We start from the raw sequence: 21,951 nt of genomic DNA, 5'->3' as shown, positions 1-21,951 counted from the left end.
GTGATAAAGCCTTCAGGCCGCGGGTCGGCCGCTCGGCTCCTCGGGGGCGGGTTCGAGGGGGGTCGCCTCGCCCACGCCGCGCCCGTAGAGGTACGCGGCCACGACGCCGGCGTAGAACGTCAGCCCGAGCGCGAGGAGCGTCTCGACGCCGAGCAGCGAGAGGCTGAACAGCCAGTTCGACACCGCGCCGGCGACGGCGCTCACGACGAGCGCGAGCAGCCACGCGACCGCGTAGGTGCTCGTCAGGGCGACGGGCCGGATCTCGCCGAACTGGAACGCGCTACCCATCCGGCCGGTCCGCGCGAAGCGGGCCAGGCCGACGGGGAACACGTACCAGAGCGCCAGCACCAGGACGATGCCGACGACCGCGAGGATCGCGCCGAGGATCCCGCCCGCGAGACCGCTGACGTTGGCGACGACGAGGTCGGCCCCGACCGCCAGGACGACGAACGCGACGGGGATGACGAAGTACCCGACGCCGATGAGGAACGCCTTCAGGCCGTCCACGAAGAGGTTCCCCCACTCGTCGAACACGGGCGGTTCGTCGTCCGTGAGCGCCGCCCGGATGACCCGAACGGTGTACCCCATGACGAGGAACGCCGGGATGACGAGGAAACTCAGGAACGACAGGAGTATCCCGATGACGACGGTCCGGGCCGCGCTGTCGCTCCGGCGCAGGTAGGTGAGTGCTTCTGTTATCATTGGTATCACCGTTGTACGACCCGGGACGTGGAACCCCCAGCGAGGGGATAGACCCGTCACTCCGCGGTCATAATCAACGGATACCCATTGGCGTGTGAGAATATAAACTGTGTTGATAGTTGGGCGGAGCTTCTCGGCCGTTGTCCGGTCCCCGGGCGGCTATCGGCAGCCGCTCACCCCTCGACGATACGACTGCCGCCTGGCGGGAGGAACTCCTGGATCAGGTCGGGGCTGGCCACCTTCCGGACGAAGGAGGTGTCGGCGAAGCGCTCGCGGAACTCCCGGTAGAGGAGCTTCGCGGCGTCGTTCTGGGCGTAGCGTCCCGGTTCGACCCGGATGCTCGTCGCGGCGCGCGGTTCGATCGCGCTCGGCGGCCCGCCGATCACCTGCGTCTGCGGTTCGCAGGCGATTCCCACGCTCACCCCGACCGGCGTGTCCTCGTAGTAGGTGCGGTCGCCGCGGACGACGAACGACCCCTTCTCGACGTACTCGCCGCTCTCGGGGGTCTTCGACACCTGATCCGGGTGGGCCATGTAGACGTCGCCCGCGAAGTGGCCGTCCTTCCAGACGGAGGAGTAGGAGACGGCGAACTGGGCGGCCTCCTCGCGGCTCCGCTCGGGGACGTCGACGTCGCGGGCGGCCTCGCTCGGTTCGGTCGCCTTGAGGATCGTCACCGGCGCGCCGGGGGCCTGCGTGTGGAAGAACAGGTCGCCGCGCTCGGTGTACTTCTTCACGAGTTCCTCGTTCTGGTCGGCGTTGCGCCCGCCGAGCACGAGGAAGCCGTCGCTCGTCCGGAACCACCGGAAACGCTCGTACCACTGCTCGTTGCGACGGACGGGGACCGACGCTCGCGAGAGCCAGTCGACCGGCTCGTCCTCGCCGTCGCCCTCCTCGCCTCCCCGATCGCCCGCTTCGTCCGCGTCCTCGGCCTCCCACCGGTCGCGTCGCTCCTTCACGGCCGCGAGTTGCTCCCGCGTGTCCTCGATGGCCTCGAGCGCGCCCTCCTTCTTCTCCTCGACGCGTTTCGCCTCCCGGTACAGCCGGTCTGCGTTCTTCTCGACGCCCGTCGTCGCGTCGAGCGTGACGCGCGTCCCGTCGAGGTCGAGCGTGACGCGGGCGTTCGACCCGTCGACGTCCTCGACGGCCTCGGCTGCGGCGATGCCGCGCTCCCGGCCCTCCTCGAAGCGGGCGGCGATGTCGTCCCACGGCACGTCCTCCTCGCGGGCCGACCGGATCGCGGAGAGCACCTCGTCGACGAGGTCGTAGCGCGCGTAGAGCAACTCCGCCTTCTCGCGCTCCTCCTGGGCCTGCTCGTCGAACCCCTCGATCGCCCCCTCCTGCTGGGTGACGATGCGCTCGTACTTCGCGATCTCCTCCTCGAAGTCGGGCCGTCCGCTCGCCCCGCCGCCGCCCGCACCGACCTCCTCCTCGTAGTGGTAGAAGTAGTCGTCCAGGGCGGCGTTGAAGTTGGGGAAGACCTCGGCGCGCTGGCCCTCGCGCTCCTCCAGGGGGAGCGGCGTCGCGTCCACGCGGATCGGCTCCACGTTTTCCCCACTCCCGTCACCCGCGTCATCAGCATCGGCCGCGCCGTCCCCGCTCCCGTCACCGCCACCGTCGGGGTCGGCGTAGTAGACCCGCGGGTCGAACGCGCCCGTCCGGAGGGTCGTCTCCAGGCGCTCGGCGGCGTCGAACAGGCGCGCGTAGTCCTCCTCGGTGGCGTCCGCGATGTCCTTCGTCTTCGCGACGCCCGCGCGGGTGCACAGCTCCTCGGCCCAGAGCCCGCCGAAGTTGAGCAGGGTGGCGAGCGTCCGAACCACGTCGGTGTCAGACTCCTCCATCCGCGCCGCGAACCCGTCCTCGTCGAGGGCGAAGGGATCGAGCCGGGCGGAGGGGTATTCGTAGAGCGCGCCGGGGGCGACGGTGCGCGACTTCAGGCGGATGGTCTCCAGGCAGCCCATCACCTCGCGATTCTCGTCGAGGACGGCGATGTTGCCCTCGCCGAACAGCTCCGCGACGACGTAGGTGTCACCGTCGGGGCGCTCGAAGTGGAACGTGAGGATGCGGTCGAAGCCGAACTGCTCGACGCCCGCGAAGTCCGCGCCGGAGATGCGATTGCGCAGCATCATCGCGAAGTTCGGGGGCCGCCCCGGCGCGTCGGGGACGCGCTCGGGGGCGACGAGGTGAGCGCGCTTCACGTCGCCCACCTCGACGAGCAGCTCCAGTCGCCCCTCGTCGTAGTCCCGGAGCTTGAGCCGCAGGAGGTCCTCCCCGTAGAGGTAGGCCTTGTCGACCTTCGCGCCCTCGTACGCCCCGAGTTCCGTGACGAGGGCCGCGCAGTCGACGCTCGTGAGTTCCCGCTTTCGATCCATACGGTGTCGTGAACGTGCGAGGCGAAAAGGCGTGTCGTTTGCCGCGGTGGCGACCGCCGTTCGCAAGTGGGTGACACCGTCAGTCACGCTCGCGAGCGCTTCGCAACTGTTATGGGGGTGCACGAACGACGACCACAGGTAATGGCTAAAGGTAAGGTCGCCTTCTTCAACGACACGGGCGGCTACGGTTTCATCGAGAGCGACGACGCGGACGACGACGTTTTCTTCCACATGGAAGATGTTGGCGGTCCGGACCTCGAAGAGGGACAGGAAGTGGAGTTCGACATCGTGCAGGCCGACAAGGGCCCGCGCGCGAAGAACCTCCAGCGGCTGTAACTCGGCGAGCGCAACTACACCACGATACCCCATTCTTTCGACGCGGACCGACGAGCGGCGCGTAGGGTTTAACGTCCCCGGCGCGAACGGCGAGCCACGGCCATGGCCACGGAACTCCTCCCCGACGTGTACGACCTGACCGTCGCCGAGCGGAACGGCGCGCGCTACCGCGCGTTCCTCGTCGACGGCGAGACCCCGACCCTCTTCGACTGCGGGTTCCCCGACACGGCGGACGCCCTGTTCGCGGAGATTGAGGCGACCGGCGTGACGCCCGGACGGCTCGTCGTCACCCACGCCGACGGCGACCACGTCGGCGGGTTCGACGCGGTGGCCGACCGCTACGCCGTCGAGACCTACCTCCCGGAGCAGAGCGACCCCGACGTGGAACGCGACCCGGACCACCGCTACGGCGACGGCGACCGCGTCGGCGACTTCGTCGCCGTCCACACGCCCGGCCACCGCGACGACCACCACGCGCTCGTCGACGAGGGGCGATCGCTGGCGGTACTGGGCGACGCGGCGAGCGGGTCGGACCAGCGCGGCCTCCCGGCGGGCTACTTCCTCCTCCCGCCCGCGGTGTACACCGACGACCTCCACCGGGCGGAGGCGTCCCTGGAGCGCCTCCTCGACTACGACTTCGACGCGGCCCTGCTCTACCACGGCGCGTCGGTCACCGAGGACGCGAGCGAGCGACTGCGGGCGTTCGTCGAGTTCGCCGGACGGCCCTGAGGCCCCGACGCGCCGCCGTCGATCCCTGCCTCTCCCAACCCCTGCCTCTCCCGACTCCTCCCGCCGCCTCGTACCGCCCCGCCTCGCCCCTCACCGCCCCGCACCGCCGGGCGAACGCTTACCGACGTGTGGGGACAAGGATCACGCGCCATGACCGGGAACGATTCGCTCGTCGCGATTCCCGTCGACGGCGTCGAACTGGAGGGGGAACTCGTCGTCCCGCCGGACGCCTCCGGACTCGTCGTCTTCTCCCACGGCAGCGGGAGCAGCCGCAAGAGCCCGCGCAACAACTTCGTCGCGGAGACGCTCCGCGAGCGCGGCCTCGGGACGCTCCTCTTCGACCTGCTCACCGAGGAGGAGGACCGGGTCTACGAGAACCGGTTCGACGTCCCGCTGTTGACCGACCGGCTCGTCGCCGTGACCGAGTGGCTCGACGGCCGCGAGGGAACGGCCGACCTCCGGTACGGTTACTTCGGGTCGAGCACGGGCGCGGCGTCGGCGCTGCGCGCCGCGGCGCGCCGGGAGGACGTCGGGGCGGTCGTCTCGCGCGGCGGGCGGGTGGACCTCGCCGCCGACGCCCTCGACCGGATCGCCGCGCCGACGCTGTTCGTCGTGGGCGGCGCGGACGCGCAGGTGCTCGACCTCAACCGGGAAGCGTACGACGAACTCGCGGGCGAGCGGGAACTCCACGTCGTCGAGGGGGCGGGCCACCTCTTCGAGGGGCCGGGGGAACTGGAGGAGGTGGCGGACGCGGCCGCCGACTGGTTCGCCGAGCACCTCGCCTGATGGGGGGGGCCGCGGGTCAGCGCGCCGCGATCCGCGCCCCGACGTCGAGGCCGCATCGCAGCGCCCGGTGGACGCGCCCCTCGCCGACGACCCAGTCGCCCGCGAAGTAGAGCCCGCGGTCCTCGCAGCGCCGGTGGGCGTCGCCCTCGACACCCGCGTTCGGCAGCGCGTAGCGCCAGCCCCGACCGTCAGTCCAGTCCGGGTCGGCGATCCGGTCGTCGTCGAGCAGGTCGGCGACGAGGCGGGCCGCGTCGGCCGTCACCGCGTCGGGGTCGTCCCCGAGGCGCTCGGCCGACCAGTCGGGGGCCATCTGCGCGATCAGCAGGCTCCCGCCGTCGGGGACGTGCCCGCGCTTCTCCTCCTCCCGGGAGACCCACCCGACCGGGTGCTCGCGGTCGGTGTTCACGAGCGCGTACCACGGCCGGTCGAGTTCGAACCCGTAGTGCAGGACGACCGAGTAGACGCTCCGGTAGTCCACGGCGGCGACGGCGTCGCGCACCTCCTCCAGCAGACCGGCGTCCCACGCCGTCGCGTCGAGCAGGGCCGCCGTCAGCGGCGCGGGCGGGGTGAGCAGGAGGGCGTCGTACGTCCCGAGGTCCCCGCCGTCGGCGTCCGCGAGCGTCCAGCCGCCCCCGTCGCTCTCGATACCGTCCACCTGCGTCGCGAGTTCGACGGTCGCGTCGGTCCGGTCGAGCAGCCGCCTCCCCAGTCGTGCGATCCCCGCCTCGTAGGTCCACTTGTGGTCGTCGTCGTCGCGCCCCTCCTCGATAGTCCCCGCCGCGTCGAACGTCCAGACGGGCGTCACTATGTTCACGAGATCCGGCGCGGCGAGCGTCTCCGTGACGAGCCGCGAGACCCGCGGGTCGTCGTCCTTGACGTAGTTCGCGCCGTAGTCGTACCGACAGCCGTTCCTCCGCCGGGTCGCGGCCCGGCCGGAGACGTCGCTCGATCGCTCGAAGACGGTCACCTGAGCGTCCGCCTCGCGCAGGGCGTAGGCCGCGCCCGCCCCGGCCGCGCCCGCGCCGACGATGGCTACCTCCATGCGGGGGGTACGAACGGATCGATCAAAAACGTGGGTCCGCCGGGCGCGTAGATCGTCCCTCACGGTTCAGGTGAGCCGGGCCGCGAAGTCCCGGAGGCGGGACGCGCCGCCGCTGGTGAAGGGGATCCCGTGACCCATGTAGATCGCGTCGAACGGCTCGGCGCGGGCGACGAGGTCGCGGACGCTCTCGCGCATCCGCCGTCGGTCGTAGGAGTCGCCCCAGAAGGGGAGTTCGAGTTCGCCGTCGGTCTCCCAGAGCAGATCACCGACGAAGCCGACGCCGTCCTCGTGGACGTAGGCCGTGTGTCCGGGGTTGTGCCCCGGCGTGTGGTGGGCGGTGAACCCGCCGATCCGGTCGCCGTCGTCGACGATCCGGAGGTCGACGCCCTCCGGGAGCGGGAACAACTCGCGGGCGACGCGGTGGACCCAGCCCTTCGGGTGGGCGAGCGGCGGGTCCCAGCGCCCGGCGACGAGGTCGGCGTCGAGGCGGCCGAGGTAGACCGGCGCGTCGAGGTCGGCGTAGTCGAGCCCGCCGGTGTGGTCGAGGTCGTAGTGGGTGAGCAGGACGCGATCCACGTCGGCGGGTGAGTAGCCGGCGTCCGCGAGTTCCTCGCGGAGCGATCGACGAGGGTAGCGGAGTCCGGTGTCGACCAGCGTCACCTCGCCGTCGTCGTGGAGGTAGCCGTTCGCGTCGAGCGGCGCGGGCCACCCGAGGTGGAGGAGGGCGGTGTCGGCGGAGAGTCGTTGCACGCCCCTCGATAGGGCGTCCGAGGATTTAGGACGCGCGCTCGCGACCGCCCGCTGTCGCTCGAGTCACAGCCGCTTGCTCACGTACGGGCCGTCCTGGAAGTACCCCAGCTTCTCGCGGTAGTACTCGCGGACGCCGATGCCCGAGATGACCGAGAGCTTCCCGTAGCCCGCGTCGGCGGCCAGCCGCTCGGCCTCCGCGAGGAGTCGCCGGCCGTAGCCCTGGTGCTGGAAGCCCGAGCCCGTCTCGTCCTCCAGACCGACCCCCACCTCGTTGCCGTAGACGTGGAGTTCGCGCACGATCGCGGCGTCGGTCAGTTCCCGGCGGACGGGGTCGTTCGGGAAGCGGAGCCGACAGAACCCGACCAGGAGGTCGTTGTCGGGGTCCTCGAAGGAGACGAAGTGCTCCGTGCCGCCGCAGACCTCGTAGGTGAGGGCGTCGAGTTCGACCGACTCGGGGGTCTCGTCGTTCATGCCGACCTCGCGACAGCGGATGCAGTCGCAGGTCCAGCCGTGTTCCTCCATGCGTTTCCTGGCGAGCTGCCGGAGGTTCGACTTCCACACCCCGGCGTCGATGAAGTCGGCGGGGATGTCCCGCTGGACGCGCTGGAGGCGCGTGTACTTCGGGATCATCGACTTGATCTCGGCGACCAGGTCGGCGGCCGCCTCGTTCGTGAGGGGGTCGTAGTCGCCCCGCCGCCACATGTCGTAGGTGCGCGTCCCGCGAACGACGAGCGTCGGGTAGATCTTCAGGTAGTCGGGCCGCCACTCGGGGTTCTCGAACAGTTCGCGGAAGTCCTCCAGGCACATGTCGAGCGACATCCCCGGTTGGCCGGGCATCATGTGGAAGCCGACCTTGAACCCCGCGTCGCGCAGGCGGCGGTTGGCGTCGATCGACGCCTGGATGCCGTGGCCGCGGTGCATCTCGCGGTTGATCCGCTCGTAGGTCGTCTGCACGCCGAGTTCGACCTTCGTCCCGCCGAGCGCGAGCATGCGGTCCACCTGCTCGGGGTCGCACCAGTCGGGCTTCGTCTCGAAGGTGGTGCCGACGTTGCGCACGTCCGCCGTCTCGTTCTCGGCGATCACGTCCTCGAGGTAGCGAAACTCCGCGTCTTCGGGGTCCTGTGCGAAGCTCTCGCCCTCGGCGGGTTCCGGCTCCTTGGTCACGTCGTAGTCGTTCATGGCCTGGAGCGCGCGCTTCACGAACCACTCCTGGTAGTCGTGGCTCCTCGCGGTGAGCGTCCCGCCCATCAGGATGAGTTCGGCCTTGTCCACGGGGTGGCCGATCTCCCGGAGCTGTTCGAGCCGGAGGGTCACCTGCCCGTAGGGGTCGTAGTCGTTCTGCACGCCGCGGGCTGCGGCCGGCTCGTGGCCGGTGTAGCTCTGGGCGGAGGAGAACTCGCTCGCCGGCCCACCGGGGCAGTAGAGACACTTCCCGTGAGGGCAGGTGTGGGGGCTGGTCATGACGGCGATCGGCGAGACGCCCGACGCGGTGCGGACCGGCTTGCGCCGCAGGACGGGCTCGAGTTCGCTCCGGCGGTCCTCGCCGGCGAAGTCGAGCAGTTCCGAGTTCTTCGGCACCTTCGGCGCGGAGAACTCCGAACACGCCTCCAGCTTCGCCCGCTCCAGCCCGTCCCGGTCGACCTCGCCGTCGAGGATGCGCTCGATCAGCGCCTCGCAGGTGCGCTCGAACGCGTCCGTCTCGGTCGGCTGGGTGCTCATTCGTTGGGCGGTGAGAGGGAGGCGAGCGATAAGAGTGTGCGGTTCCGCGGCCGCGTCGGCCCCACCTCACCGCCGGCGGAGCGTCGAGACGACCGCCACCGCGACGGCGACGAGGGCGAACCCGAGGGCGATCGGGTTCGCAGTCGAGTCGAACCGCCAGCCGAGGGCGACGTAGCCGACGAGTCCGACGACGAACGCCGCGAGACCGAGATACCGGAGGGTGTTCGAACGCGAGCGTATGGATACATCGACTGATACGACGGACAAAGAGCTACGGCGTCAGTCGATCGCGTCGGTCGGGGTCCGGGGTGCCCGTTCGTCAGCCTCGCCGTTACGCCTGCTCGGCGATGGCGTCGACCACGGCGTCGACGACCCGGTCGCGTTCGCCGGCGACGAACTCGATCCGGTTGCGACCGCCGCGGGCGGCGACCCCGGCGTTCTCGACGGCCTCGGCGGCCGACTCGGCGACCGCGCGAACGTCGAGGTCGAAGGTGCTCCGGACGTGCAGTTCGTCGGTTCCGACGCCGATCGTGACGAACGAGCCGTCGCGGTTGCGCCGGTGGACGGCGTCGAGCAGGACGTCGGTGGACGGGAAGTCGAAGCGATGCGTGTAGGCGTCCGTGTCGAGGACGGCGAAGGCGACGCCGCCCTCGGAGCGGCGTTCGAGGTTCGCCTCGGCCGTGGCGACCTCCGCGTCGAGTTTCTCGCGGAACTGCTCGCTGATCTGCTCGACCAGCCGAGCGCCCGCTCGCGGTTCGTCGCCCGCGTCCGCCGACTCCGTCGACTCGGCGTCCGCGAACAGCAGGTCGATCACGAGTTCGCGCTTGTCCTCGTAGGACTGGTAGTAGGCCTCGAGCGCGATGGCCTCGCGGAGGTGCGCCACGTCCTCCGCGCGGTAGCCCGCGTCGCCCGCCAGGTCGACGTACGCCTCTGGCGCGTCCTCCCAGAAGCTCGCCGCGGGGAGGTGTCGGAGGTCGTCGGCGACGCTCTCGTTGACGTGCTGGGCGACGGCGACCGCGAGCGCGGTGGCGGTCGTGTCGGCGTCCGAGTCGGCGTGCGCCGGGTTGACGAGCGTCTCCACGGCGTCGGCCACCTCGGGGTCGGCCGCGCCGCCGTCGACGACGACGCGCTCCGCGTCGTACACAGAGAGCAGGTCGAAGCCGTCGAGCGAGTCGCGCGTGGCCCCGGCCGAGGCGAAGACGAACAGGGGGATCTTCTCGTCGTGACGGTCGCGGTTCGAGAGCATCGTCGTCGTGTCCTTCGTCGCGTCGTCCATGTCGTAGACGCCGCCCTCGAGTGGCCGACGGTCGAAGTAGTGGTACGCCGCGTCGGCGTTGGCGTACTCCTCGCGGACGAGCGGGAGGACGGCGCGTTCGATCGCCGCCCCGGCGAGGTAGCCGTCGACGGTCGCGTCGTGTCGCACGACGACCGGGCGGCCCTCGATGATCGCGCGGCGGACGGCGGTGGCCGCCTCGCGCACCTGACCGAGGGCGGCCTCGACCGCCGCGTCGGGCGCGAGCGGGTCGACGGCCGACGGGCGGGCGCGCTCGTCGAGCGCGTCGTCCATCCGGTCGGTGACGGTCGCCGCCTCGCCCTCGTCGAGGACGACCAGCGCCTCCGTCTCGATCTGGAGTTCGCCGCGTCGGCGGCGCACCTCGCCGTCGAGACGGACGAGGTCGCCGGGCTCGACGCTCGGGTAGGCCCGGACGCCCGCCTCCTCGAACGCCGCGCAGTCGACGGTGCCGGATTCGTCCCGGAGTTCGAACACCGTGGGGCCGCTCGTCTGCCGCACGCTCACGATGCGCCCCTCGAGACGGATGGTGTCGCCCACGCGGTCGTCGAGGTCGCCGACGGCGACGCGCGACAGTTCGGCGACGACCGCACCGCCGGAGGACGCCGCCGTCGCCCCGGCGTCGGCGTCCTCCGCGTTCTCGACGGGCTCGGCGCGCTCGACCTCGGAGTCGCTCTCGGTCTCGGCGTCGGACGCGGGGGTTGCGGAGGGCGCGCCTCCGGAACCCGCCTCGGGTTCCGGTTCGGACTCCGGTTCGGTGTCCGCATCGGTCGGCTCCGGCGTCCGAACCGTCGGCGTCGACGCGCGCTCGTCCTCCTCGTCCTCCTCGTCGGGGAGGTACGTCGAGGGGCTCGCGCTCGGGTCGTCGACGAGCGCGCCGCGGAACTCGCGGTCGGCCTGTCGGATCGACCAGCCGAGGTCGACGTTACCGTTGTCGCGGACGTTCTTGACCTGCACGTAGACGGGGTCGCCGACCTCCCACGTGAGGCTCTCGAGGCGGCGGTTCAGTTCGCTCCGGTGGAGGAGACCGGTGACGTTGTCGCTCAGGTTCACGAACACGCCGAAGTCGGCGTAGCCGTCGACTTCGCCGCGGTAGAAGCGGCCCGGCGTCAGCTGGTTGGGGTGGTCTCCGCGAAACTCGAAGGCGACGTCCTCCTCGTGGCTCTCACAGATGCGGCCGTCGGTGGAGGTGCCGCAGATGATACAGGTACCCATTACTCGAAGCTATCTGTCGGGGTTGAAACGGTTGTCGGAATCGACCGCTCCTCGGACTGTGAGCACGACCCACACGATCCCACCTCCGTCGCCGCCGTCACGCCCTCGTGACGTTCGTGGTATCCGAGGCGTCGGTCGCGTTCGCGACGGCCTCCGGGGGTCCGAGGAGGTCGAGTCCGGTGAGCGCCTCGACCGCCCCGACGCCCTGGTAGCCGACGCCGAAGACGAGCAGCGCCGGGAGCGCCGTCACGAGCGCCGAACGCGGGAGGGAGACGTCGTGGACGACTGCCATCCCGACGACGAGCAGGACGACGCCGTAGACGGCGGCGAGCAGGCGGAGCGCGGGGATCGGCGCGCCCGAGAGCGCGCACGGGGCGGTCGCGTACGCGATCACCTGCACGGTCTGGCCGATCCCCGCGCGCTCCGGGACGAGCGCGACGAGCAGGAGCGTCTGGACGGCGGCGGTGAGGTGCAGCGCCAGCGGCGCGCCGATCAGCGCCGCGACGAGGAGGACGAAGACGATCGAGGCAGTCGGCCGCCCGGCGATCGTCGGCACCTGACCGGGATCGAAGGCGAAGCGAACGGCCAGGTGACAGAGCGCCACGGCGACGGCGAAGACGAGCCCCGGTGCCTGGTCGCCGGGGACGACGCCGCGCTCGAAGAAGCGACGGGGGGCGATCTGTACCGCGACCCACGCCCGGAGGAGGCCGACCGGCCCTCGCTCGCGTCCGCCCTCGGTGGATTCGACCCACTGCGTCACGAGTGGAGGTCAGACGGACGAGGTATGAGGGTTGCGGGATCCGAGCGACGTGCGGGCGCTCGGGCTTCAGTCGTCGCCGCCGACGTTCTCGATGCTCTCGACGGTCCGGGGGTCGGGTTCGATGTGGGCGTACTCGACGACCCGACGACCCAGCGTCTCGATTCGCTCCTCGACGTTGGCGTCGAGGAACGCGGTCCCGTCGAACTGCGAGCGGGCGGTGGGGATGGCGGCCTGGTGGGGGACGACCCACGCGTTCAGCGCGCGGCAGACCGACCGGAGGTGATCGAGCGTCGTCACCGGGAACGCGCCGCCGCTGACGGCGAGCAGGCCGACGGTCGTGTGCTCGAACTCGTCGAAGCCGCAGTAGTCGAGCGCGTTCTTCAGCGCGGAGCTGTAGGAGCCGTGGTAGACCGGCGAGCCGAGGAGGACGCTGTCCGCGGCGTCGACCCGACGCCGGAGTTCGTCCGCGTCGCCCGCGTCCCTGTCGTCCGGGTCGAAGACGGGGAGGTCGAGTTCGCGGAGGTCGATGTGATCGGTGCTCGCGCCGAACTCCTCCGCGGCGGACAGCGCGCGATCCAGCCCGATGCGCGTGAAACTCGCGTCGCGGAGACTCCCGCAGATGGCGACGACGTGGGTGTCGTTCATACCGGGTAGAACAGCCACCCGCGCAAAACGACTGCGGATCCCGACGGGTCGCGGTCTCTCGGGCACTGCGGGGGGATCACTCCTCGGTCTCGTCGCGCGCGAACTCCTCTGCCAACCCCTCGATCACCTCCCGCGCGGTCGCCGTGCCGACGTCCTCCAGCAGGCACGCGACGAACGGCCGGAGGAGCGTCGGTCGGATCCGAAGGTCGACGTACGTGACCGCACCGTCGAGGACGACCACGTCGACGTTCCACTCGCCCTCCTCCGGGTTCGTCATGCGGACGTCGACCCACTCGTCGGCGTTCGATACGTTCTCGTCAGTCCGGGATTCGATGTTCGCAGTCATGATCACGCGAACAGACGACGGCATCCGAGATAAATTATAACGTTCTTTCGTGTATGTCGGGCCCCGGTAGGGGTGACGGTGGGATCGGAGCGAGCGTGCACCGGTCGGAGGGTCGGCGCGCGGCGCGCCTCACCGACGCAGTTGATTAATCGTGTTGCCGTCTCGTTCTGTCGGCTGAACAGTCTGCCGTCGACGGAGCCGCGCTCCTCGGTGAAGCCACCGTCGGAGCGTAACGAGCATCAGTCGGCGAGTTCGACGAACTCGTCGGGGGTGACGATCTCGATACCCGTGTACGATTCGAGATCGAGCAAATCTCGGTCCCCGGAGACGACGTAGTCCGCGTCCCCCGCGAGAGCGACCTCCAAGAACTTGTCGTCGTCGGGATCACGGACGAGTTCGACGGTCTCGTCCGGTTCGACGACGTCGGCTACCCGTCGGAGGATCGCCGGATACTGTATCCGATCGGCGTCGGTGAACGGGAGCCGGTCGTACGTCATGACCCGTTCCAGTTCGGCCATCGTCTCGTCGGACACGAGCAGTCGAACGTCGTCGTCGAACGTCCGGAGAAGTGCGTCGAGTGACGGTCCACCGAACCCGAGTGCGGACACGAGGACGTTCGTATCGAGCACTACTCCGAGCGTGCCCATGAAATCGCATCCTTGACGTCGTCCTCGCTGACCTCCTCCCTCTCGAACCGTCGGCGCGTCCGCTCTGCGAGCGCCCGGAGTTCCGCCCGCTCGTCGGTGCTCCCCCGGTTCTCTTCGGCCCCGAGGCGAACGGCGAGTGCAGCCAACGCCATCGCTCTCGTCTTTCCGATGCCGGTCGCTCCCGTCTCGGAGTCGACGGCCGTGTACTCGCCGTTCTCCTCGGAAATCTCGACTGTGGCGCTCATGCTCCGATGCCCGTCTTTAGGTATCCGAGAGTGGTAATGGTTACGTCGCGCGGACCGTCGGCGTGCGGCGCGCCTCACCGCCGCAGCCGGGCGACCGTGTCGCCGTCGCGCTCGTCCAGTTCCACGAGCCCGTCGTCCGCCAGGTCCGAGAGGAGACCGCGGAGCCACGTCCGGCCGTACGTCCCGCCGGGGGCGTAATCCACGCGAACGCGCGGCCCGAGTTCGTCCAGTGCGAGGTCGTCGTACTCGCGGAGCGTTCGGACCACCCGGCCCCGCATCTGTCGTCGACTCCCCTCGAAACTGGGCTGGGTCGGCACGTCGGGCGCGGTGAAGTCGCCCGTCTCGTAGGCGCGACACCACCCCCGCCACGGGCAGCCCGCCTCGTCGCACCGCGGCACCTTCCCACAAGCGACGCCGCCGAGTTCCATGATCGCGTTGTTCCAGACGCGGGACTCGCCGTCGGGCATCAGTTCCGCCGCGACCCGTTCGAACGCCGAGTCGTCGTCGGGCACGTCGAACGCCCGGTGGAGAACGCGCTTCACGTTCGTGTCCACCACGGCGTTCCCGTTGTCGAACGCGAAACTCGCCACCGCGTTGGCGGTGTAGGGTCCGACGCCGTGTAACTCCTGCAACTCGTCGGGCGTCCGAGGGAACTCGCCGCCGTAGTCCTCGACGGCCTGTCCGGCCGCCGTGTGGAGGTACGTCGCGCGGTTGTTGTACCCCAGCCGGTGGTCGGTCCAGAAGCCGACCACGTCGGCGCGGTCGGCCGCGGCGAGGTCCTCGACCGTCGGCCACGCCTCCAGGAACGCCCGGTAGGCCGCCTCCACGCGCTCCAGTTGCGTCTGCTGGCTCATCACCTCGCAGACGAGGATGCGGTAGGGGTCCGTCGTCTCGCGCCACGGGAACGAGCGGTGGTCGGCCTCGTACCACTCGACGAGCGCCGCGCGCACCGCGTCGACGTCGTCGGGGAGGGCGGCCTCGGCGTCCGGCTCCGCCTCGGCGTCCGCGTCGGTCATCGACGGACCGTGGTCGGGGAGGCGTTTAGCGGTGGTGATTCGGGGCGCGGCACCTCCCGTCGGTGCGGCGCGGTGTCGATCCGTTCGAACCGCGTGGTACGATCCGGTGGTAAGGTTTTACGCCCCCGCCGCCCTCCCTCCGCCATGGCCTTCACCGACGAGTTGCGTGAGGTCGCCGCGCCGATCTGGGACGCGACGATGGAGCACCCGATGGTGCGGGGCATCGGCGACGGCACGCTCGACGAGGAGCCGTTCCGCGAGTGGGTCCGCCAGGACTACGTCTACCTGATCGAGTACGGCCGGGTGTTCGCGCTCGGGGCGGCGCACGCGCCGGACCTCGATCGAATGGGGCGCTTCGCCACCCTGCTCCACGAGACGCTCGACATCGAGATGGACCTCCACCGCGCGTACGCCGCGGAGTTCGGCATCTCCGAGGCGGAACTGGAGGCGACCGAACCCAACCCCACCACGCGGGCGTACACCGACTTCCTCGTGCGCGCGGGCTACGAGGGGTTCGAGGAGACCGTCGCCGCGCTCCTCCCGTGCATGTGGGGGTTCAACGAGACGGGGATCCGGCTCGCGGAGTCCGGCCTCCCGGACCACGAGCGGTACGCCGAGTGGATCGAGACGTACTCGAGCGAGGAGTTCACCGAGCTGACCGCGTGGTGCCGTGAGCTGATGGACGACGTGGCGGCCGACGCGCCCGCGGCGGACCGCGAGCGCTACCGGGAGCTGTTTCTCACCTCCTCGCGCTACGAGTACATGTTCTGGGACGCCGCCCACCGGCGGGAGGGGTGGCCGGTATGACGGGGGAGAGGCGATCGGCTGACGGGGGACGGCCGACCGACGGGGAGCGCTTCACCGACCGCCTGCGCGCGGGCGTCGCGGACGACTGGGAGGCGGCAACCGAACACCGCTTCGCGCGCGAACTCGTCGACGGAACGCTCGACGACGCGGTCTTCCGGCGCTACCTCGTGCAGGACTTCGCGTTCGTGAACACGCTGGCGAGCGTGATCGGCTACGCGGCAGCCCAGGCCCCGACGATCGAGGCGAAGGCCGAGTTCGCCGCGTTCCTCCGGGCGGTCGCGACCGACGAGACCGACTACTTCGCGCGGTCGTTCGACGCCCTCGGCGTGCCCGAGGCCGACCGCACCGATCCCGACCTCGCGTCCGTCACGGAGCGCTTCGAGGACCTCCTCCTGCGCGCCGCGCTCGACGGCGGCTACGCCGAGACGCTCGCGGTCCTGGTCCCCGCCGAGTGGGTGTACCTGACGTGGGCCTCGGCCGCCGGGGACGACCGCCCCGACGCGTTCTACCTCGCGGAGTGGATCGACCTGCACGCCGGCCCCGAGTTCGAGTCCGTCGTGGCGTTCCTCCGGGGGGAACTCGACGCGGCGGCCGGGGCGCTCTCCCCCGAGCGCGAGCGTCGGGTCGAGCGGCTGTTCGGGCGGTGCGTCGCCCTCGAAGTCGCCTTCTTCGACGCCGCCTACGAGGGCGAGTGAGGACGGACGCGGTACGGACTGCGCCGGAGCCGCGCCGCGATCGCGCGGCGAGGGGCCGAACGTAACCCGTATCCCTCCGGCGCGTCAGGAGGGTGCCATGAGCCTCGACGACCTCAACGACGCGGTGCGAACGACGTACCGCGACCTCGGCGACGATCTCGCCGTCGACCTCGACGCGGAGACGCGCCACGAACTCGCCTTTCTGACGACGCTCCTCGACCCCGACGACCCCGACGAACTCGTCCGGCGCGCCGTCCATATGTTCTTCCAGACGACCGTCGACACCGGGCGCGCTGACTTCCACCTCCGCAGCGGCTTCGACGTCACCTACGACGAGTACCTCTCGGGGATGACCTACGAGGAGATGACCGGCGCGCCGAACCCCCCCGACAACGACGGCCGGCGGTATCAGTTCTAGCACCTTTTTTCACGGGGGCATCGCGCCCGCCAAAGGCGGGCGCTCGACCCCCGCCAAAAAATCTGCATCAAAAAAGGTCGCGGACGCTCCGCGTCCGCGGTGAACCGCTCGCTCGGGCCTTCGGCCCTCGCTCGCGGATGCTCGTCGACGCGCGTCGCGCTCGGTACGGACGCGCGACCGCCGGACGTCCGTCGTCCGGAGTCGCCTACGGTCGGCCGTCCTCCTCGACGACGGCGAACAGCCGTTCGAGCAGGGGCGGCACCCCGTCGATCCTGACCAGGTCCCGCTCCTGGTCGTACTCGACGATTCCGCACTCCGCGAACTTCGGGACGTGCGAGTGATACAGCGACAGGTACACACGGAGCACCGCCTCCTCGTCGATCTCGGAGAGCGGTGCGTCGTGCTCCCGCACGGCGACTTCATCGGCGAGATCGGCCAACGCGATCGACGGTCCGTGTTCCCGCAGGCAGGCCAGCGCGTACCGACGCCGACGGTTCGAGAGGAGTTTCAGGTACGTATCGACCGACCGTTCGATCTGCGTGACCTTCATATTCTATCACTCTCGGGTGCGGAAATCCGCAACCGTACACTGGACAACGGGTTCGGAGGGCATGGATGCTGTGAATTACGCACCCTCATTCCGTACGTAATCCGTAACGGTTCGGGGGGAACGCGACGTTTTCAGCAGAATGATGTGGTGTGGAAATAATACCTCCGTCACCGACAAACTCCCTCGGGCGAGAACGCCCGGGAAGCGGTTCACTCCTCGACGACGTCCTCCCCGAAGTGGTCGAACGGCTGGGCATGGGATTCTTTGACGATGTTCGTCGAATCGAGGTCGAGGCCGATCTCGTCCAGCCGTGTCGTGATCCGATCGACGGCGTCGGAGTCGGTCGCGACCGCCTCCACGTAGAGGTTGTGCGGTCCGGTGAGCATCTCACGGACGTTGACGACGTTGCGGAAGTCGAGCACCTCCGCGGCGAGTTCCCCCCGGCGGTCGACCGGCGCGTGACAGGCGATGAATACGTGGAGTTGGAAGCCTGCCCGCTCGTAGTCGAGATGCGGATAGTGCCCCTCGATCACGCCCGCGTCTTCCATCGCCGCGAGCCGGTTGCGGACGGTGCTGGCCGAGACGCCGACCCGCTCGCCCATCCCGGCGGCGGTCGCGTTCCGCGCGTCCCGCTGGAGCAGGTAGAGGATCCCCCGGTCGACCTCGTCGAGCTGGAGCGGGCTCATCGTGCGTACGTCGCGGCCTCGCATCAATGAGCGTTGTGCCGGCGCAGCGCGCGTCGGTCCGCGTCCGGCGATCAGACCGCGTCGGCGACGGCGTCGAGCAGGAGGTCGCAGGCGAGGTCGATCTCGCGCTCGGTCACGTCGAGCGGCGGGAGCAGGCGGAGGGTCTTGTACCCGCAGCCGAGGGTGAGAAAGCCCCGCGCGAGCGCGGCGTCGATCACGTCGTCGCGCGTCCCCTTCGTCTCGAACTCGACGGCGAGCATCAGCCCGAGGCCGCGCACGTCGACGACGCCGTCGGGGTCCGCGTCGCGCAGCGTCTCGACCAGCTGGCGGCCGCGCGCAGTGGCGTTGTCGAGCAGGTCGAACTCCTCGATGGCGTCCATGGTGAGCGCCCCCTGCGCCGAGGCGAGGACGTCGCCCGCGCCCCACGTCGAGGAGATGCGGCTCCGCTCGGTCGGGAAGATCCCCTCGCGGGAGATCGTCGCGCCGACGCGCAGCGCCTTGGCGCTCGAGATGACGTCCGGCTCGACGGGGAAGTGATCCGAGCCCCACATCTCCCCGGTGCGACCCACCCCCGACTGGATCTCGTCGGCGACGAGCAACAGGTCGTGCTCCGCGACCACGTCGGCGACCTCGCGCATGAACGCGTCGCTGGGGATGCGGTAGCCGCCCTCCCCCTGGACGGGTTCGACGATCACGTAGGCGACCTCCTCCGGATCCACGTAGCCCGACTCGGGGGCGAGCATGCGTCGGAGCTGGGAGGTGTCGTCGACGAAGAAGCCGCAGGAGCAGGTGGCGGGGTCGGAGCCCGCGTCGTCGCAGTAGGGGACGTCGTGGATCGCGGCGATCTCGGGGTAGTCGCGGCGGTAGACGCCCTTCGAGCGGTTGAGCGAGAGCGCCCCGAGGGTGCGCCCGTGGAAGCCCCCCTGGAAGGTGATGCCGTACTTCGCCCGCGTGTGGTCGTAACAGATCTTGATACCGTTCTCGATGGCCTCCGCGCCGGAGTTCGAGAGGAAGACGGCGTCCATCCCGTAGTGGCTCGTCGCGTCCACGAGCCGCTCCATCAGCCCGGCGGGGCCGGGAAGCCCCTCGTCACCGACGCCCTCGCCGTTCACGTAGAAGTCCTGTCCGGCGATCTTGAGGGGGTCGACGAGGTCGAACTCGCGGAGGCGGTCGAGGAGATAGGGGTTGTTGTAGCCGAGCGGGGCGGCCCCGACGTGGCTAGTGAAGTCCATCAGGACGTTGCCGTCGACGTCGGTACAGAACGGACCCTCCGCCTCCGCGGTGAGATCCCAGACGAAATCGTAGACGTAGGTGCTGGTGGCGGCGTACTCTCGGTGGTGGGCGGCCCACTGCCGGGCGCGCTCGCCCGGCATCGACCGCACCGTCGGCGTGGCCGTCTCTCGGTCCATACGAGCGCGGTTGGCACCGGGGGGTTAAATAAGGAATTGGGTTGGCGGCAGGTTTTACCCGACACGTCGTTCGGCGCGTCAGACGCCCATCAGGAGGGCGACGCTGGCGGCGGTCGCGCCGACGGTGAGCCCGGCGCTCCAGACGGCGACGCGGTACCCGAACGACCGGGAGGGGCTCGCCAGGGTGAGCGCCGCCTTCACGCCGACCGAGGCGACGGTCGCGACCATCACGCCGAGGATGGCGGTGTTGGCGTCGAGCGCCCCGCCGTTGTAGAGCAGGACGGCGGAGGTGGTCGCCCCCGCGCTGGAGACGAGCCCCGAGAGCGCGGCGGCCAGCAGGAATCCCGCGTTCCCCAGCAGCGCCTTCGCCAGGCTCGACCCGACGAGGATGAGCGCGAACAGCACGCCGAAGCCGAGCGCGTTGCGCAGCGAGAACGGACTCTCGAGGTCGATGTCGACGCTCTCGCCCCAGTCGGCGGTGAACGCCGCGACGACGACGCTCCCCGCGATGATCACGCCGAGCGGGACGACGAGGCCGAACAGCGGCCCGGTTCCGAGCGTGAACGCGAGGACGATGGCGAGGTTGCGCAGCGCCATGGCCGCGTCGGCGAGGAGGACGGCCGCGACGGCGTAGGAGATGGCCTCGGGGCGCTGGCGGACGTGGTCGAGCATCGTCCCGACGACCGCAGTCGAGGAGGCGAGGCCGCCGAAGAAGCCCGTGACGGCGATCCCGCGGCTCCCGTACGCCTTCACGATGGCGTAGTTGACGATGCCGATGGCCGCGACGCTGACGACGAGCAGCCAGACCAGCCGCGGTTCGGCGGAGATCGTGAGCCCGGCGAACGTCACCTCGGTGGTTCCGACGGGGAGCAGCGGGTAGACGACGAACGCGAGGATGCCGAACTCGGTCGCCGAGCGCAGTTCCGAGCGCGTCAGCCCCCACGCGAAGCTGTGGAGTTCGCGCTTGAGCACGAGCAGGAACGACGAGAGCACCGCGACCGTCACCCCCGCGGTGGTGTGCCCCTCCCCCACGAGCACGCCCACGCCGTAGGCGACGAGCATGGAGGCGGCCGTCGTCAGCGAGAGCCCCTCCTCGGGGTCGAGCAGGCCGCGGACGATCAGCGCGACGCCCTGGACGACGACGAGCGCCGCCCCGACCACCAGCAGCCCCTCGGCGTCGAGGACGGTGAACACCGCGCCGAGCAGGGAGATGAGCGAGAACGTCCGCACCCCGGCCGACCGGTGCGCCCACTCGCGCTCCAGCCCCAGGAACAACCCGAGCGCCGTGGCTAACAGGAGCCGCTGGATCATCGGGTCGACGAACTCGACGAGTTGCGACATATAGAGGCCTACATAGCACTCGATAGTTCATAAACCCTCGCGCTGTGTACGCCGGGGGGTTTTTATCCGATTCTCGGCATGCACGTGTATGGATCGCCCGACGATCGACCGGTCGCGCGCCGCGTGGGTCGGCCTCGGGGTCGCCCTGACGGCGGCGGTGCTGTTCGTCCTCTACTCCTTCGTCGGAACGTTCGTGTTCGGCGTCTTCATCTACTACGCGACCCGGCCGGTGTACGCGCGGTTGAAGCGGCGCGTCTACCCCCCGAGTCTCGCCGCCTTCGCGGCCCTGTTCGTCCTCGCGTTGCCGGCACTCCTGCTGTTCGCCTACACGGTCGCCATCGGGCTGCAGGAGTACCAGCGCATCGCGAGGCGCGAGCGGATCAACCTCGGTCCGCTGGACCCGCTCATCAGACCGTACGTCGACGTCTCGCGGATCGTCCGGGACCCCCAGTACATCCTCGGCGATCCCACGCTGCGCGACGTCGCCCAGCGAGCGTTCAACGAGGCGCTGGGGTACGTGGGGTTCATCGGGAACCTCCTCCTGCACCTGTTCGTCATGCTCGCCATCGCGTTCTACCTCCTGCGCGACGACGGCCGCCTCTCGCGGTGGTTCTTCGGACGGTTCGGCGACGACGGCGGCATCCTCCGCGACTACTGGGCGGCGGTCGACACGGACCTCTCCAACGTCTTCTTCGGCAACATCCTCAACGCCCTCCTCACCGGGGTCATCGGCGCGCTCTCCTACACCTTCCTGAACGAACTCGTTCCCGGAACGCCGATCCCGTACCCGGCGCTCCTCGGTCTCCTCACCGGCGTCGCCAGCCTCATCCCGGTCGTCGGGATGAAGCTCGTCTACCTGCCGCTCACCGGCTACCTCCTCGTCCAGCAGTACGCGGCCGGCGAGCACCTCTGGTTCGTCGCGGTCTTCTTCGCCGTCTCCTTCGTCGTCGTGGACTCCGTGCCCGACTTCGTCCTCCGGCCGTACGTCTCCGGGCGGAACCTCCACGTGGGGATGGTGATGTTCGCCTACATCTTCGGTCCCCTGCTGTTCGGCTGGTACGGCATCTTCCTCGGACCGGTCATCCTCGTCCTCGTCTATCACTTCGCCCGGATCGTCCTCCCGGAGTTGCTGTCCGACGGACCGACTCGACCCTACGGCATCGACCCCGCCGTGACGCCGAAGGCGTTCGACCGGCCGGCGGACGCCCCGGCCGGTGACGGCGGCGGCGTCGACAGTGCGGAGGCCCCCCGCCGCCCGCAGGAGGCCGAGAGCGACGACTGACGACCGTCGATCGGCGGTCGTCGTCCGTCCATCGACCATCGACCACCGACAGCGTCCATCGACCACCGACAGCGTCCACCGTCCACACCCATCCTCGGACCACACTCCCCGACGATCGAGTGTGTCCCCGGAAACACTCTCCCCGCGAGGCCCAACAACGCTTTT

At 70.0% G+C, this 21,951-nt stretch carries 24 protein-coding genes; 7 read left to right on the top strand and 17 right to left on the bottom strand.

The annotated features are described in order from the left end of the window. Positions 1-12: 12 nt before the first annotated feature. Together NKI68_RS02970 and rqcH are read right to left on the bottom strand one after the other, a co-directional pair. Positions 13-702, bottom strand: a complete 690-nt coding sequence (locus tag NKI68_RS02970) for a DUF4013 domain-containing protein (protein ID WP_254545202.1) — start codon at positions 700-702, stop codon at positions 13-15. A gap of 173 nt (positions 703-875) precedes the next feature. Next, the gene (gene rqcH, locus NKI68_RS02965; protein WP_254545201.1) at positions 876-3,071 is read right to left on the bottom strand and encodes a ribosome rescue protein RqcH; all 2,196 of its coding nucleotides are present in this window, start codon (positions 3,069-3,071) and stop codon (positions 876-878) included. A 141-nt stretch (positions 3,072-3,212) separates the two neighbouring features. On the opposite strand from rqcH, the gene NKI68_RS02960 reads away from it, so the two are divergent. From NKI68_RS02960 to NKI68_RS02950, 3 genes are all read left to right on the top strand, one after another. Continuing rightward, positions 3,213-3,407 carry a cold-shock protein gene (locus NKI68_RS02960; RefSeq protein WP_254545200.1) on the top strand — a complete coding sequence of 65 codons (195 nt, stop codon included), beginning with the start codon at positions 3,213-3,215 and terminating at the stop codon, positions 3,405-3,407. A 102-nt stretch (positions 3,408-3,509) separates the two neighbouring features. Next, positions 3,510-4,136, top strand: coding sequence for an MBL fold metallo-hydrolase (locus NKI68_RS23680; protein WP_303657482.1), 627 nt, complete (start codon positions 3,510-3,512; stop codon positions 4,134-4,136). Positions 4,137-4,286: 150 nt separating this feature from the next. Beyond that, positions 4,287-4,922: a dienelactone hydrolase family protein gene (locus NKI68_RS02950; protein WP_254545199.1), complete on the top strand. Its 636-nt coding sequence runs from the start codon at positions 4,287-4,289 to the stop codon at positions 4,920-4,922. Positions 4,923-4,938: 16 nt separating this feature from the next. Here NKI68_RS02950 and NKI68_RS02945 read toward each other — a convergent pair whose 3' ends face one another. The 11 genes from NKI68_RS02945 to NKI68_RS02895 form a co-directional block, all read right to left on the bottom strand. After that, the gene (locus tag NKI68_RS02945; RefSeq protein WP_254545198.1) at positions 4,939-5,964 is read right to left on the bottom strand and encodes an NAD(P)/FAD-dependent oxidoreductase; all 1,026 of its coding nucleotides are present in this window, start codon (positions 5,962-5,964) and stop codon (positions 4,939-4,941) included. Between the two features lie 66 nt (positions 5,965-6,030). Further along, positions 6,031-6,714, bottom strand: a complete 684-nt coding sequence (locus tag NKI68_RS02940; protein WP_254545197.1) for an MBL fold metallo-hydrolase — start codon at positions 6,712-6,714, stop codon at positions 6,031-6,033. Positions 6,715-6,777: 63 nt separating this feature from the next. Then, a complete protein-coding gene (locus NKI68_RS02935; RefSeq protein WP_254545196.1) occupies positions 6,778-8,433 on the bottom strand; it encodes a tRNA uridine(34) 5-carboxymethylaminomethyl modification radical SAM/GNAT enzyme Elp3 in 1,656 nt (551 codons plus the stop codon). 66 nt (positions 8,434-8,499) lie between these two features. Next, entirely contained in the window at positions 8,500-8,700 is a 201-nt protein-coding gene (locus tag NKI68_RS02930; protein WP_254545195.1) for a hypothetical protein, read from the bottom strand. 64 nt (positions 8,701-8,764) lie between these two features. Continuing rightward, a complete protein-coding gene (locus tag NKI68_RS02925; RefSeq protein WP_254545194.1) occupies positions 8,765-10,939 on the bottom strand; it encodes a DHH family phosphoesterase in 2,175 nt (724 codons plus the stop codon). A gap of 97 nt (positions 10,940-11,036) precedes the next feature. After that, positions 11,037-11,699: a YIP1 family protein gene (locus NKI68_RS02920; protein ID WP_254545193.1), complete on the bottom strand. Its 663-nt coding sequence runs from the start codon at positions 11,697-11,699 to the stop codon at positions 11,037-11,039. A 66-nt stretch (positions 11,700-11,765) separates the two neighbouring features. Beyond that, the gene (locus NKI68_RS02915; protein ID WP_254545192.1) at positions 11,766-12,344 is read right to left on the bottom strand and encodes an NADPH-dependent FMN reductase; all 579 of its coding nucleotides are present in this window, start codon (positions 12,342-12,344) and stop codon (positions 11,766-11,768) included. A 76-nt stretch (positions 12,345-12,420) separates the two neighbouring features. Beyond that, a complete protein-coding gene (locus tag NKI68_RS02910) occupies positions 12,421-12,690 on the bottom strand; it encodes a hypothetical protein (protein ID WP_254545191.1) in 270 nt (89 codons plus the stop codon). A gap of 239 nt (positions 12,691-12,929) precedes the next feature. Continuing rightward, on the bottom strand, positions 12,930-13,337 hold the full coding sequence (locus NKI68_RS02905) for a putative toxin-antitoxin system toxin component, PIN family (protein ID WP_254545190.1): 408 nt from the start codon (positions 13,335-13,337) through the stop codon (positions 12,930-12,932). Continuing rightward, positions 13,319-13,582: a type II toxin-antitoxin system HicB family antitoxin gene (locus NKI68_RS02900; protein ID WP_254545189.1), complete on the bottom strand. Its 264-nt coding sequence runs from the start codon at positions 13,580-13,582 to the stop codon at positions 13,319-13,321. The genes NKI68_RS02905 and NKI68_RS02900 overlap by 19 nt, the downstream gene beginning before the upstream one ends. Positions 13,583-13,656: 74 nt before the next feature. Next, positions 13,657-14,598, bottom strand: a complete 942-nt coding sequence (locus NKI68_RS02895) for an HhH-GPD family protein (RefSeq protein ID WP_254545188.1) — start codon at positions 14,596-14,598, stop codon at positions 13,657-13,659. Between the two features lie 144 nt (positions 14,599-14,742). Here NKI68_RS02895 and tenA point away from each other — a divergent pair, with 144 nt between their 5' ends. The 3 genes from tenA (at position 14,743) to NKI68_RS02880 (ending at position 16,518) form a co-directional block, all read left to right on the top strand. Next, on the top strand, positions 14,743-15,405 hold the full coding sequence (tenA, locus tag NKI68_RS02890) for a thiaminase II (RefSeq protein ID WP_254545187.1): 663 nt from the start codon (positions 14,743-14,745) through the stop codon (positions 15,403-15,405). After that, on the top strand, positions 15,402-16,100 hold the full coding sequence (locus tag NKI68_RS02885) for a TenA family protein (RefSeq protein ID WP_254545186.1): 699 nt from the start codon (positions 15,402-15,404) through the stop codon (positions 16,098-16,100). The genes tenA and NKI68_RS02885 overlap by 4 nt, the downstream gene beginning before the upstream one ends. Positions 16,101-16,197: 97 nt before the next feature. Beyond that, the gene (locus NKI68_RS02880; protein ID WP_254545185.1) at positions 16,198-16,518 is read left to right on the top strand and encodes a ribbon-helix-helix protein; all 321 of its coding nucleotides are present in this window, start codon (positions 16,198-16,200) and stop codon (positions 16,516-16,518) included. 205 nt (positions 16,519-16,723) lie between these two features. Here NKI68_RS02880 and NKI68_RS02875 read toward each other — a convergent pair whose 3' ends face one another. The 4 genes from NKI68_RS02875 to NKI68_RS02860 all read right to left on the bottom strand — a co-directional run bounded on the left by NKI68_RS02875 (position 16,724) and on the right by NKI68_RS02860 (position 20,504). Then, on the bottom strand, positions 16,724-17,068 hold the full coding sequence (locus tag NKI68_RS02875) for a DUF7344 domain-containing protein (RefSeq protein WP_254545184.1): 345 nt from the start codon (positions 17,066-17,068) through the stop codon (positions 16,724-16,726). Between the two features lie 209 nt (positions 17,069-17,277). Then, positions 17,278-17,754 carry an Lrp/AsnC family transcriptional regulator gene (locus NKI68_RS02870; RefSeq protein WP_254545183.1) on the bottom strand — a complete coding sequence of 159 codons (477 nt, stop codon included), beginning with the start codon at positions 17,752-17,754 and terminating at the stop codon, positions 17,278-17,280. 71 nt (positions 17,755-17,825) lie between these two features. Next, entirely contained in the window at positions 17,826-19,163 is a 1,338-nt protein-coding gene (locus NKI68_RS02865) for an aminotransferase class III-fold pyridoxal phosphate-dependent enzyme (protein WP_254545182.1), read from the bottom strand. 78 nt (positions 19,164-19,241) lie between these two features. Further along, positions 19,242-20,504, bottom strand: coding sequence for an MgtC/SapB family protein (locus NKI68_RS02860; protein WP_254545181.1), 1,263 nt, complete (start codon positions 20,502-20,504; stop codon positions 19,242-19,244). Positions 20,505-20,592: 88 nt separating this feature from the next. Here NKI68_RS02860 and NKI68_RS02855 point away from each other — a divergent pair, with 88 nt between their 5' ends. Continuing rightward, entirely contained in the window at positions 20,593-21,786 is a 1,194-nt protein-coding gene (locus tag NKI68_RS02855) for an AI-2E family transporter (RefSeq protein WP_254545180.1), read from the top strand. The last annotated feature ends 165 nt before the right edge of the window (positions 21,787-21,951 follow it).

This window comes from Halomarina pelagica (assembly GCF_024228315.1).
In the GTDB taxonomy this organism is placed as follows: Archaea; Halobacteriota; Halobacteria; order Halobacteriales; family Haloarculaceae; genus Halomarina; species Halomarina pelagica.
Note: the sequence above shows the minus strand (reverse complement) of the source record. Positions and strands in the feature narration are given on the sequence as shown.